The following is a 13,429-nucleotide window of genomic DNA, read 5'->3' as shown; positions in this document are numbered from 1 at the left end:
TTCATAGAGGTAAACCCGAACCATCCAATGAAATCAAATTTGATTATGTCATTGGCAATCCGCCTTTTATTGGTTCCAAAATAATGAAACAATACCAACGCGACCAAATTGTAAAACTGTTTGATAATGCCGACGGTAGTGGAGTTTTGGATTATGTAACAGGTTGGTACATTAAAGCAGCTAAATACATTAACGGTACAAAAATTAAAGTTGGCTTTGTTTCAACAAATTCGATTGTTCAAGGCGAGCAAACGAGTATTCTTTGGGGGCAATTGCTCAATAGATACGGGATCAAAATTCACTTTGCCCACCGCACTTTTAAATGGACGAACGAAGCCAGAGGCAAAGCAGCCGTTTATTGTGTGATAGTTGGCTTCGCTAACTACGACACCGCAAACAAGAGCATTTTTGAATATGAAGATATTAAAGGTGAAGCCCACGAAATCAAGGCAAAAAACATCAATCCGTATTTGGTTGATGCAAAGGATATTCTAATAACGAAAAGAACTACTCCCCTTTGTAACGTTCCTAAAATGTTTAAGGGAAGTCAGCCGACTGATGGTGGCAATTTCCTTTTCACAGAAGAGGAAAAAAATGATTTTTTGACAAAGGAACCAATGGCAACCAAATACATTAAGCCACTTATTTCAGCTCACGAATTTTTAAACGGACATAAACGATATTGTTTGTGGCTGGTTGATGCAGAACCAAGTGAATTAAGGCGAATGCCGCATGTTTTAAACAGAATTGAAGGTGTTAGGCAAATGCGACTAAAAAGTAAAAAACAAGCAACGGTAAAATGGGTTAACCAACCAACACTATTCACAGAAAACAGGCAGCCAAAAGATAATTATATTTTAGTTCCTTCTCATTCCTCAGAAAACAGAAATTATATTCCTATTGGTTTTATGACCAAAGATGACATACTGAACAATTCCTGTTTATCAGTTCCAAATGCTACATTATATCACTTTGGCATATTGACTTCAATAATGCATATGGCTTGGGTTAAAAATCACTGCGGTAGAATTAAGAGTGATTATCGTTATTCAAATGAAATAGTGTATACTAATTTTCCCTGGCCTGACAATCCAAACGAAAAGCAGGTAAAAGCAATAGAGGCGGCAGCCCAAAAGGTGTTAGATGCACGGTTGCAATTCCCGAACAGCTCGCTTGCCGACCTTTACGACCCATTGACCATGCCGCTGGCATTAGAAAAAGCCCACAACGAATTGGACAAAGCTGTTGATTTGGCCTACCGCCCGCAACCATTTACAAGCGAAGCCAACAGAATGGTTTATCTGTTTGAACTTTACGAAAAGTACACAGCAGACCTGTTTACAAAAGCAAAACCGAAAAAGACTAAAAAACAGCAAAACAATGATGAATAAAGAAAAGCAGGCGGTAAAGTTAATTGTGCAATGGTTTCAATTGTTACCACCCAAAAAATGTATTAGCGTCTCCCAAAAAAAGCATTAGCATCTTTTTAAAAAAGCATACATACTTTTAAAATTTCTCTTAGCAAGAAAAAAAATTTCTCTTAGCATGTTTTTTTTTGAGACGCAGCATGAGATTTTTGCTGTCCAATCATCACCAAAAATCGGAACAACCGTTTATTGCTCTCTCAGCACCCTCCTTTGGTTTTCACAATCCCGGTCTGGATGATTTTGGGCCGGGTGCGGGCGGGAGCAGCTTCGGCGCCACCGCCGGAACGGAAGAAGCGCTGGTAGTCGTATCGGGCTTTTTCGCTTTGGTTAAAGGCCGAGGCAGGTTGAAACTTCTCCACAACATTGTTTTTGATATAGGTATAATCATTGGCGAGTACCTGAACGTCGTCAAAACCCTTTGAAATCAGGAGCAGGGAAGCAGCGGCGGCTTCGGCTTCATCACCGGAAAAGAGGATCACAGGTTTCCCCGGTTTCTTCATCTGACGCAAAGAACTCTTTTCAAGCAGCGTGCCGAATGGAATATTGATGGCGCCCGGTAACGTTCCACGGTTAAAATCCTGCGATTCCCGGAGATCAACCAAAGTGAACTCAGTTAGTTTTCCTGCACGGATCATCTCATCCAACTGCATTGGAAGTATTTTCTGGTCATCGCCGGTAATCGCAGTCAGAACGGCCGTATTTTCAGCTTTGTAGTCCGGCGCAGCAATCCATTGTACCAACATGGTAATGAGGGCAACGGCTGCAAAGAGGATGGCAGCGTTTTTCAAAATATTTGCCTGTATTGTGTTCATATTCAATTATTTTTAAGTTTAACATCCACCTTTTGCAGGTTTTTCAATATCAACAATTTTGATTACCGGTGTAACTGCAGATTTTGTTTCAGGCGCTGCTTTGCCCGACAGGAAATAGTTTTTGACTTTGTCCCTGAACCTTGCCTGTTGCAAAATGTTGAGATCATACGTGTCAGCCAGATGTTCCTCGTTAAAAATCGTCTGCACAAACCCGTTCAATCCACCGGAAAGAACGTTCAGGTCTTTAATTCCGGCTCGTGTTGCAATGAGCCAGGCTTCGGTTGCCAGGGTGTTTGAGTTGGAGTAAAGTATTACTTTTTGCTCTGATGACCGGAGGATGGGGTCGTACCTGTGGTCGAGAATCTGCTCAAGTGGAATGTTAATGGCGCCCGGCAGCGAGAACTGATTAAATACTTCAGGATTCCTGACATCCACCAGCAAAACCGGCCTGTCTTTTCCGTTGACCAGGCTGTAGGCTACTTCGTCAATGTTCACCAGGTGCTCTCCGTTATTCATCATCTTCAGCAGCTTTTCGGGAGAAGTTTCGTGCCAGCTTGAACGTGGTTGCGATGGCAGCAAAATCAGCAGCAGTCCGGCAGACAGGATTATTGACGAAGGAATCCAATACGATGGTCTTGCTTTCTTTTCGATATCGGATGTTTTATTCACCCTATCTTCGATATATTGGGTGGCCACGAATGCAAACAAAGCCACAGCAATCAGCATCATGGCAAACCAGTCGCGTCCCATGCCAAGCGAGTCATAGACAAAAATATTTCCGAGGGGCGAGCCGGTGTAAATGGGTTCGAAAACGTCGTAGAATTCACCGAAAATGAAGATTCCGATAAACATTCCAACAATGAACACCATGGCGTCAATTTTACCGATCACAGCGCCGGTAAGGCTTGTCCCCGGGCAAAAGCCGCCGAGGATAAAACCAAATCCCATAATTACGCCACCCACAATTGACGACCAGAGGAATGTGGGATTGATGTAAAGCAGGTTATAATCAATCCAGCCCATGTAGCTGAAAAAGAGCAGCCCGGTCATGGCGGTGATGGCTGCCGTGAAAAATACCCGCAGCACTACAAAGTCATATCCATAAAACACGCCGGCCAGCTTGCGCGATGAGGAAAAACCGGCCTGTTCGAGCACATAACCAAATCCCAGTCCGATGACAAAGGCAAAGAACAGGTTGAGGTCGGCGTTAACAAATCCTTGAGGAATTAATGGTCCCATGTTTAGTTTCCTTTCGTTAGCTGATCCATAATTTTCTGAAAAAATAAGCGATGACATATCCGGTTCCGAAGATGGCCATCATGGTCACAAAGCCTGCCGTGGAGAGAATAGTCATTCCGGTCAGTGCGGCGCCGCTGGTGCAACCTCGTCCGAATTGAGCGCCAAGCCCAAAGAGCAGTCCTCCTGCCGCGGCAAAAATCAACCTTGTTTCTGACGAGATCCTTGGTCCTTTATCCACCTTGAATCCCAGCCTGCCTGACATGGCGCCTGAAAAGAAAGCGCCGGCAAGCACGCCCAGCGTAAGATAGACCAGCCAGTTTTTCATCGGGCCGGGGCCTTCGCTGAAAAAGTCAGCATAGAAAGGATTGTCGGCAATGCTTTCAGACGCAAGTTTGCCAACAGTGGTTATTACAACGCTTTTGGCTGCGCCACTGGCGCCAAGGCCGCGCCCGGTAACAAAAAATGCGGACAACATCACCAGTCCCAGCAGGAAGCCTGCCAGGTAGGGATTCATGTACGGTTTTTGAATTTTATCCATAACGTGTTAAATATTTATCGTTTAGCCCATTTTATTTTTAAGTTTCGTCGAATTATGCTTTCCTTTCAAAGGAGATTTCTCACTCCCTCACTTCGTTTCGGTCATTCGAAATGACATTGAATCAATGTTTGGGGGGGGAGAGTCAGAGCGGGCGCTTCGCGCCCGCTCTGACTCTCCCAGTGCCCTGCTAAGTCTTTGTCATTTCGACCGAAAATCCCGCACGTGCGGGATTGAAGGGAGAAATCCCCTGAAATTTAAACCAGTACTATTCATAAGAATCATTTTCATTTGGTTATGTTCATTAAAATGAATTGGTTAACTTCTCTATAATAAATTGAATATGTGATGTTTAAATTTAATGTATAAAGTAGGTTAGCAGCCACCGGCAACTTTAACGGTTTCGGTGGAAATTTCTTTATTTTCTGATGGAGTCGCCACGCCCCCTTTAACCAAAGGTAGATTTTGAATCAATTTTTCAGTGAAGGTTCGCGTAGGTTTTGCTTCTGTTTCTGCCATCACCTGGTGGATGAAACCATTGGCGCCGTAAGCCAGCGACTTCACATCATATCCCAGCATGTGAAGATAAGCAACAATAAAATTGCTGTGTTGACCTGAATAGCAATAAACTACCACGGTTTTATCGGTTGGAATGGTAGTCAGCTCACCATTTTTACCAAAAGAATTTTCAGGCTCATATTGAACTGCGCCGGGAATATGGCCGTTTTTCAGGTACTTATCCTCCGGCCAGTAATTGATGATGTAATAATCGTCGTGATGCTCAAAAACATCTTCGGCGGTAACTAAGTATTCAGGGGTAAAATTTTCGAGTAGCTGAGCGGCTCTCTCCCAGGCGAGTTCAAGGCCGCTGTTTCCGCTTAATGTCAAAGCCGGTAAATTCCCATGTTTGTTCTTCGGATGTGCCTCAAAATCGAGCTGATTAATGAAATTGTCGTTGATATTGGCCAACCAGAATTTTTCGGCAATCGCCCTGTCCCAGCTACTCAACCCAAACCGCAAAGCAAAAGTGTTGTCAAATCCCAGCATACGCGTAATTGATGTCACGTAACCGGCAACAAAGCCGTTGCTCGTCACAAAAACAATTTTTTCGAAACCCTGAGGATCAATCGAATTTTTGAAAAAGTCAAGCACTCTGGCAGGCCTAATATTGATCGAATGTTCGATGTGTCCTTCGTTGTAATCTTCTTCCATTCTCAGGTCAATAACGAGGATATTCTGATCGCTCATTGCATAGACATCGGCAGCATCAATCAGCGAGGGAATCGCTTCGCTGTTGATATAATTTCCATTGGCCTCCAGCCAGTCGAGAAGAATTGCAGTCTTTTCATCTGAGGGAGCAAGCTCTTCGTTAACTGTTGCCTTTCTGCTGCAAGAGGCTGCGAATACAAAAAGCAGCAGAAGCAAAACCAGGCTATTTATCGAGATATGTTGAAACTTCATGGTCCTAATTTTTTGGTTCATGGTCAATTTTTGGTTCATTTTCATCACTTTCCAGTTCTTCCCATCCGGTGACCATGGCATTCAGATTTGATGTTATGGTGTGCCCGGTTGTAATGAGGTATAGGTGAACAATCACGAATGCTACCAACACAAAAGCGCCGAAGGTATGCAATAAAGCAATCACCTCAAGATCCTGCATATTGGCAGATTTGATGGCGCCTGCCTGGGGGTACCGGTAAAACATGTAGGCAAGACCTGACAATACCATTACAGGAATGACTAAGATTTTTAGCCCGAGGTAGACCAGTCGCTGTAAAGGATTGAGCTTGCTGATTACAGTTTTTTTGGTAGGGTGGGGGGCATTACGGAAAATTCCGGTGAGATAAAATTCCACCTGTGCTTTCAGATTTTTGGTTGTAGGAAGGTACTGTTTCCATTCTCCGGTGGTGATATGCCAGAAAATGGCAAAAATTACAAGGATAATCAACCCCCAGGCTGCTTTGTTATGCAGGTTAACGGCTGCCTCAAACCCAAAAATCGAATAGCTGCTGTGAATTTCAAATCCGGTGATGGCCAGAAAGATGATCAGAAATGATTGCGTCCAGTGCCAGAATCTTTCGAAGCCGTGATAAACTAAAACCAATTTCGTATTGCTCATGTTGTAAATTATTGAAATTAAGCAGTTTTGTTTTTTCTGGAAATGAATGTTCTTGCTGCTCCATGAGCGAGCACACCCAACAGCGACAAAAGAATCAGCCATTTACCGATGGTGTCGAGTGTAATGTTTTGGTCGCGGCCGGGCATGTAAAAATCGGTGAGGTTGGCCAACCGGCTTTCGTTGCGCGTGTGGCAGTCCTTACAGTTCAGTGCCATATCCGAAGTAGAAACCATGTGGCTGACCGGCAGGTACATTTCGGTTTCGACGAATCCATGTTTCCCGCTGTAAGGCATTCCAACATATTCCATCCCTTCTTCCAGCGCTCTCTCCCAGTCAAGATCAATCCACAATGCGCCTTTATTTTCTTCTTTGTCCCACAATTTAGGCTGGATAATTGTCAGGTTTTCAGTGTCGTAAGGCTGCTTTCCGCGATGCACTTTCATCGGAACTATTTTGGAGTCTTTATCGTGATATTCACCAAACAGCGTATTAATCTTCAGGGGCAATTTGTTCATGTCAATTTTATCGCTGATCAGATGATGGTCTGCCGTTCCGTTGAACCAGTAGTACTCTGGAACTGCATTTTTTTCCCAGTGAAAGTCACCTTTGATTGAGGCATACATTACATTCCCGGTTGAATCCAACACTTCGTAAGGTTTACCATCCTTGCGTTTGGTGGCTGTTGACCAATCCCAGTAGGTTTTTGTTGGGTTCACCTTGGCATAGGTTGGAATATGGCAGGTTCTGCAATCAACCTTCACTGTATGTTCGTTGAGTTTGCTGTTGGTGTGCGGAACGGCTGTATGACATTGCTCGCAGGTAGCCCGTTGGGTATTGGATGATGACACGCCGTAATAGCGGCCGAGCATCTGGTGGTTTTCGGCGGGGTGGCATTCCACGCACGACATGTCGAATCCATCCACTCCCATGTGAACATCAACATTACGGTCGGCAGTGAGCAGCGCCATTTCCAGGTCGCCGTGCTTCACATTGTTTCCGCCTGCACTGTGGAAATGGCAGTACCCACAATTGTAGCGGCTTGGCCTTCCCACGTTGCCGACAATTTTCCGAAAATCAGGACCATCCGGACCCATAACCGGGTAGCCTGCGGCCCCTTTTTCTTTCTCGTAGGTATTGGTATTGTCGTGACAAATCAGGCAATCAATGTTAAACTCGTTGGTAAAATCAAACGTTTCATCCTGCCAGCCATAGCCGGTGTGGCATCGGTTACAGGTTCCTTCGTTGCTGGCAATCCCCGTACAAAAATTATTGATCAGGTTTTTCTTTCCAAGGTAGGTCACGCCCCGTCCGGGAATGTACGCCTCGCGTTCCCAGTTCCAGTGTGCATTGCCCAGCACTTCCTGACCGCGCTCGGTGTGGCACGACAGGCAGGCTGCAGTGATTTCGTGGGGATTGGTGAAATCCTGCTGAAGAATGGCATGTTTTGAATGATCTACACCCAGTTTATGTTCACGCGAGTACTCTTCACGCAACTGGTTAAGCAATTCGTGTTCTGTTATTGTTTCGCGCAAAGCCAGTGTAATGATTAACAGGGGTGCGATCACTGCAAAAAGAAAAGTGAGGATAGGTTTGAAATTTTGCATGAACTTAAATTATTGATAGCAACAAAATTAATTTTTTCAGTAATAACCATAGACACTTTAGTGCCTTCGATTTTCATTTTTTAAAATGCAAATATATAGATATTTACATGTATGGTGTTATTAAATTAACAAGCAGATTCTAAATGCAAAACATATTTTGTTGATTTATTGCAAGTTAATATTCAATATTTAGAGACGTTTCAAATAAAATAGTTTTCAAGACTCTCTCAGTGATCCTTGCCGAACGCGTTTATGAAAGCAATCTTAGTAAAAACTTTGTGACTTCGTGACTTTTGCCAAAGGCATCACTTTGTGAGTGGCACTTTTTAATTTTGCCACGAAGGCTCTAAGACGCTAAGAATCAAATCTAAAACACAATAATTCAACATGTTATCATCAATATAAAAACCTGCGAAACTTCAGAATCTTACTAAAAAAATGCCCCGAATTTCTTCTAGGCATCAGTTCAATGTGTCTCAACATCTGCAAAACAGATTTAAATAGTCTCTGCAAGAAAACCCACATATTCGATTTCAACAGTTTGATTACCCCAACCCTAAAGGGAGCAAACTGTTGAAAATCAGAACTCCCTTTAGGGATGGGGTAAATTCTGATTTTCAACATTGATAGTTTTCTTGTAGAGACTAAATAAAATCATTTGCCTGAGAGGATCTAAAAATCATTATTCTATTTCAACCACTTATCAAGCCAGTTGAAGAAAGTGCGCTGCCATAGAATGGCATTTTGTGGTTTCAGCACAAAATGGTGTTCATCGGGGAAAAAGAGGAATTCAGCCGGAACGCCGCGCAGCACGGCTGCATTAAAAGCGGTCATTCCCTGCGTATAAACTACACGGTAATCTCTTTCACCGTGAATGATGAGGATGGGAGTGTCCCAGTTTTCAACAAAGCGGTGAGGTGAATGATCGAAAGTTGACTGGGCTACTTTATTATCTTTTTCCCAGAAAGGCCCGCCCATATCCCAGTTGGCAAACCACATCTCTTCGGTTTCGAGGTATTGGGCTTCTTTGTTGAAGATTCCGTCGTGGGCGATGAAAGCTTTAAAACGGCCATTGTGATTGCCAGCCAGGTAGTAAACAGCATGACCGCCGGCACTTGCGCCGATTGCACCCAGCCGGTTTGGGTCAATAAAAGGCTCTTTGGCCATTTCATCAATGGCAGTGAGATAATCCTGCATTGATTTTCCGTGGTAATCGCGGCTGATCTGCTCCTGCCAGGCCTGGCCGAATCCTGAAACACCCCTGCGGTTAGGAGCCACGATAATGTAATCGTTGGCTGCCATAATCTGGTAATTCCAGCGATAGTGGAAATTCTGACTGAGTGGACCCTGTGGTCCTCCTTTGCAGTAAAGAAGTGCTGGGTATTTCTTGTTGGGGTCGAAATTTGGCGGGTAAATGATCCAGGTAAGCATCTGTTCGCCATCGTGAGTAGTCATCCACCGGCCTTCGGTTTTACCCATAACCAGTGTATCGAGTAACTCTTTGTTCGTAAAGGTAATCTGTCTTTCCTCTCCTGTCATCGGATCAAACGCAAACAACTCAGCAGGTAGTGCCATGGTTTGTTTTTCACCAATCAGCACATTACCGGCTAATGTCGCACTTGTGATATCGTGCAGTCCGTCAGTGATTTTGCGGATATTTCCATCACCCATGCTGTAGTGATAAATTTGCATTGTACCCTGGACATCGCAGATGAAATGAATTCCATCGCTCGCCGGAGTCCATTCAAAGCTCCTTACATCCAGATCCAGGGTTTTAGTGGCAAACTTTTTTTCACCGGTTTCCAGGTTAATAATGAAAAGTCTTGACTGATCTGATTCATACCCATCGCGCTCCATGCTTTGCCAGGCGAGGTACTTGCCATCAGGCGAAAATATCGGTACAAGGTCATAACCCATCATACCCTCAGTGGTGTTTGTGGTTTGGCCTTTTTCGATATTGTACAGATAAATGTCGGAATTTGTAGAAAGTGAATAAGCTTTACCACTTAGCTTTTTACAAGTGTAAGCAATCATTTTGCTATCCGGACTCCAGTTAATTTCTTCCATTCCGCCAAACGGTTTTTGTGGAGAGTCATATGGTTCTCCTTCCAAAATGTCTTTATCGTTCCACACTTTATTACCATCATAATCGGCCACAAAAACATGGCTGTAGGTTTCCACCCAGCTATCCCAATGGCGATACATGAGGTCATCATTCAACTTTCCGGAAGCCTGGGGAAGCCCTTCATACAGGTCTTTGAATTTATTTTCGATGGGTAGTTCTTTAGCATAAACAATTTTGGTCTGATCAGGCGAGTACTTGAATCCTGAAATTCCATCGGCAATATCGCTAATCTGCTTATTACCGGTTCCGTCGGGATTCATCTCCCACAATTGCACCGAGCCACTTTCGGAACTCAGGTAGCCAATCTTTTCCCCGTCGGGCCGCCAAACAGCGTTGAATTCACTTTTTGGCGAAGTAGTAATTCGCTTTAGTCCGCTGCCGTCCACATTAATCGTGTACAACTCCCGGTTTCCCTTGTTTTCTTCGATGCTGTAATAAGTTACTCCGTAGAGGATTGATTGCCCGTCAGGGGACACCTGTGGGTCGCTTAGCCGACCAAATGCCCAGAGGACTTCCGGAGTCACGCGGTCGGAGGTGAGGTTGAGTAAGGGTTTTTCGATGATTTTGTCAGCCTTCGTTTTTTCGCCGGCCTGCTGACAGGCATTGATACTGATGATGATGGTTAATAATACCAACCATTGGAATTTTTTCATGTGATTAAAAATTTAGGATAAATAAAATAATTTCGAGAGGGCTAAATTACTACAATGATTTGAAATAGGAGTAATGTATGGTGAAATTCTGGTCAGGTAAATCTAATCCATTTTTTCCGGCGTCCTTTGATTTTTGCCGGAAATTTCAATACCCGGCTATGTAAAAAGTCCGGGATACAATCATGTAAAGAAAGTTCTTACTTCTTGGGCTTTATCATTTAAGAAGTTTGTACGTTTGCACCGATAAAAATAAAAGAAGATCAAATGGTGAATAGTAAAGAAATTGTTGCTCTTGCAAACAAATACAGTGCATTTACTGCCGAAAACCTTTCAGCTTTGGTGAAAATCAAATCAATGAGTGGTGGTGAAAAAGAAGTTGTTCATGAAATAAAAAAACAGATGCTCACAGCCGGTTTTGATGAAGTTCGGTTTGACGGGCTTGGCAATGTGATCGGTCGTATTGGAAATGGAAAACGGATGTTGGCCATTGATGGCCATGTAGATACGGTAGATGTTGGAAATTTGGACAACTGGAGTTTCGATCCTTTTAGCGGAGAGATCAGGGATGGATTTGTGCATGGGCGTGGTTCGGTGGATCAAAAGGGTGGGGTGGCGGCTTTTATCACCGCCGGAAAAATCATCAAAGAGTTGGGAATAGCCAAAGACCTGACCGTACTGTTTGTCGGTAGTGTAATCGAGGAAGATTGTGACGGCTTATGCTGGAAATACCTTGTCGAAAAAGAAAGTATTCATCCCGACGTGGTCATCAGCACCGAACCTACCAACCTGAACATTTATCGCGGACAGCGCGGCAGGATGGAGATGGATGTGATCTTTACCGGCTTGTCGGCGCACGGCTCGGCGCCTGAACGCGGGAAGAATGCCATTTATATGGCCTCACGAGCTTGTCTTGAAATTGAAAAGCTGAACGAAAACCTTCGATTTGATGAGTTTCTGGGCAAAGGAAGCATCACGATTTCTGAGTTTCAATCGGGCGCACCTTCGCTGTGTGCAGTGGCTGATTATGCCAAGATTCACTTAGACCGTCGGCTGACCTGGGGAGAGACCAAAGAGTTGGCGGTTGCTGAAATCACTAAAATTGTGTCGGGGATGGAAGCAAAAGTGGTGGTGCCTTATTACAAACAGAAAGGCTGGACAGGGTTGGAGTTTGGTATGGAACAATATTATCCCACCTGGCTGCTGCCCGAATCTCACCCTGCAATTCAAACCGGTGTGGAAGCCTTCACCGGACTTTTTGATAAAAAGCCATTGGTGGACAAATGGACTTTTTCGACCAATGGCGTCACTATCAATGGCATTTACGGAATCCCGGTACTTGGCTTTGGTCCTGGAAATGAAGTGATGGCACACGCTCCCAATGAAAAAACGCCAATTTCCGATTTGGTCACAGCATCAGCATTTTATGCGGCGTATGCCGAGATTTTTTCATCAACATTATAGAAAATCAATTCTTTATTCACGGAAAAGCATTTGAACAAATGAAACTAAATAAGTACATCTCCTCCCTCGAAGGGATCGAAAATTCGATGTATGGCAAAGACTTCCTTCTAACCTGGGAAAAAACCGATACCGAACTTGAAATGATCCTTCATTTGGCTCAGGCCATGAAACAAATGCGAGCTGAGAATATTTCACTGAAAATGTTTGACTCCGGCCTGGCTGTCTCAATGTTCAGGGACAAATCGACCCGTACACGGTTTTCGTTCGCATCAGCCTGCAACCTGCTTGGGCTGGCCGTTCAGGACCTGGATGAGGAAAAATCGCAGCTTTCCCACGGCGAAACCAACCGGGAGACAGCCAACATGATTTCCTTTCTTTCTGATATCATCGGCATCCGTGACGACATGTACCTTGGAGAGGGCAACCGTTTCATGCGTGAAGTAGGGGAGGCGCTTGATGAAGGCTTTGCCGGTGGCGTTCTTCCTCAACGTCCGGGAGTTGTCAACCTCCAGTGCGACCTCGACCATCCTACGCAATCCATGGCCGATCTGCTGCACCTGGTCAATGAATACGGGTCGCTTGAAAACCTGCGGGGAAAGAAGATTGCCATGACCTGGGCTTACTCGCCGAGTTACGGTAAACCTTTGTCTGTGCCGCAAGGTATTATCGCGCTGATGACCCGCTTCGGGATGAATGTCCATCTCGCCTACCCAAAGGGTTACGACCTGGTCCCTGAAATTGTTGAAATTGCCGGAAAAAATGCCGCTGCCAGTGGCGGTTCTTTTGCGATTTCCAACTCGATGGAGGAGGCCTTCACCGATGCCGATATTGTTTATCCCAAAAGCTGGGCGCCATTTCATGTGATGGAGCAACGCACTGAACTATTGACAGCAAAAGATGTGACTGGCTTAAAAGAGTTGGAAAAAGTTTGCCTTGCCAATAATGCACAGTATATGGATTGGGAATGTGACGAAACCAAAATGAAACGCACCAAAAACGGCGAAGCGCTCTACATGCATTGTCTTCCCGCAGATATTTCGGGGGTTTCATGTCAACAGGGAGAAGTGCAAAAAGAAGTATTCGAAAAATACCGCATCAAAACCTACATCGAGGCCGGCTACAAACCATACATTATCGCAGCGATGATTTTTGCCAACAAATTCAGCAATCCTGCCGGTATGCTGAGAAAACTGCTGAAAAACAAAAGTTTCAGAAAGCTTGGATAAACAATCGGAATGACAACAAAATTTGGAGCTTTTATCCAAAAATCCAAACCCAAATGAGAATAATTTCCTTTTTTTTGCGATTCTACTGAGAATAATCTGGAATCACATCGTTAAATAATGAATATGAGTAACTTATGAGGCTGGGTGTAAACTAAGGGATTTCAATTTACGTAAGGTGTAAATTACCGCAATAATCGCCGCTGACCAGTTGATGGCAACGATTCCCCA

The 13,429-nt window shown here is 44.2% G+C and carries 10 protein-coding genes; 3 read left to right on the top strand and 7 right to left on the bottom strand.

All coding sequences use genetic code 11. From position 1 onward, the window contains the following. Positions 1 to 83: 83 nt before the first annotated feature. Entirely contained in the window at positions 84 to 1,391 is a 1,308-nt protein-coding gene (locus IH598_09155) for a class I SAM-dependent DNA methyltransferase (GenBank protein MBE0638677.1), read from the top strand. Positions 1,392 to 1,624: 233 nt separating this feature from the next. Here the strand turns inward: IH598_09155 and IH598_09150 are convergent, their stop codons facing one another. From IH598_09150 to IH598_09120, 7 genes are all read right to left on the bottom strand, one after another. Next, positions 1,625 to 2,239 (bottom strand): rhodanese-like domain-containing protein, encoded by a 615-nt coding sequence (locus IH598_09150; GenBank protein ID MBE0638676.1) that lies wholly within the window; start codon positions 2,237 to 2,239, stop codon positions 1,625 to 1,627. Positions 2,240 to 2,257: 18 nt separating this feature from the next. After that, positions 2,258 to 3,478 (bottom strand): YeeE/YedE family protein, encoded by a 1,221-nt coding sequence (locus tag IH598_09145; GenBank protein MBE0638675.1) that lies wholly within the window; start codon positions 3,476 to 3,478, stop codon positions 2,258 to 2,260. Positions 3,479 to 3,494: 16 nt separating this feature from the next. Then, complete coding sequence (locus IH598_09140) at positions 3,495 to 4,016, bottom strand: YeeE/YedE family protein (GenBank protein ID MBE0638674.1); 522 nt, start codon at positions 4,014 to 4,016, stop codon at positions 3,495 to 3,497. A gap of 372 nt (positions 4,017 to 4,388) precedes the next feature. Next, on the bottom strand, positions 4,389 to 5,474 hold the full coding sequence (locus IH598_09135; protein MBE0638673.1) for a rhodanese-like domain-containing protein: 1,086 nt from the start codon (positions 5,472 to 5,474) through the stop codon (positions 4,389 to 4,391). Between the two features lie 4 nt (positions 5,475 to 5,478). Then, the gene (locus IH598_09130) at positions 5,479 to 6,132 is read right to left on the bottom strand and encodes a cytochrome b/b6 domain-containing protein (GenBank protein MBE0638672.1); all 654 of its coding nucleotides are present in this window, start codon (positions 6,130 to 6,132) and stop codon (positions 5,479 to 5,481) included. A 17-nt stretch (positions 6,133 to 6,149) separates the two neighbouring features. Next, positions 6,150 to 7,736, bottom strand: coding sequence for a tetrathionate reductase family octaheme c-type cytochrome (locus IH598_09125; GenBank protein MBE0638671.1), 1,587 nt, complete (start codon positions 7,734 to 7,736; stop codon positions 6,150 to 6,152). Positions 7,737 to 8,423: 687 nt separating this feature from the next. After that, positions 8,424 to 10,514, bottom strand: a complete 2,091-nt coding sequence (locus tag IH598_09120) for a S9 family peptidase (protein MBE0638670.1) — start codon at positions 10,512 to 10,514, stop codon at positions 8,424 to 8,426. A 264-nt stretch (positions 10,515 to 10,778) separates the two neighbouring features. Here IH598_09120 and IH598_09115 point away from each other — a divergent pair, with 264 nt between their 5' ends. Both IH598_09115 and ygeW read left to right on the top strand, forming a co-directional pair. Further along, positions 10,779 to 11,975 (top strand): YgeY family selenium metabolism-linked hydrolase, encoded by a 1,197-nt coding sequence (locus tag IH598_09115; protein MBE0638669.1) that lies wholly within the window; start codon positions 10,779 to 10,781, stop codon positions 11,973 to 11,975. Positions 11,976 to 12,013: 38 nt separating this feature from the next. Then, complete coding sequence (gene ygeW, locus IH598_09110) at positions 12,014 to 13,201, top strand: knotted carbamoyltransferase YgeW (protein ID MBE0638668.1); 1,188 nt, start codon at positions 12,014 to 12,016, stop codon at positions 13,199 to 13,201. Positions 13,202 to 13,429 lie beyond the last annotated feature (228 nt).

The sequence above is a fragment of the Bacteroidales bacterium genome (assembly GCA_014860585.1).
In the GTDB taxonomy this organism is placed as follows: Bacteria; Bacteroidota; Bacteroidia; order Bacteroidales; family 4484-276; genus RZYY01.
The sequence above is the reverse complement of the archived record's forward strand: the minus strand, read 5'-3'. Positions and strand labels throughout refer to the sequence as shown.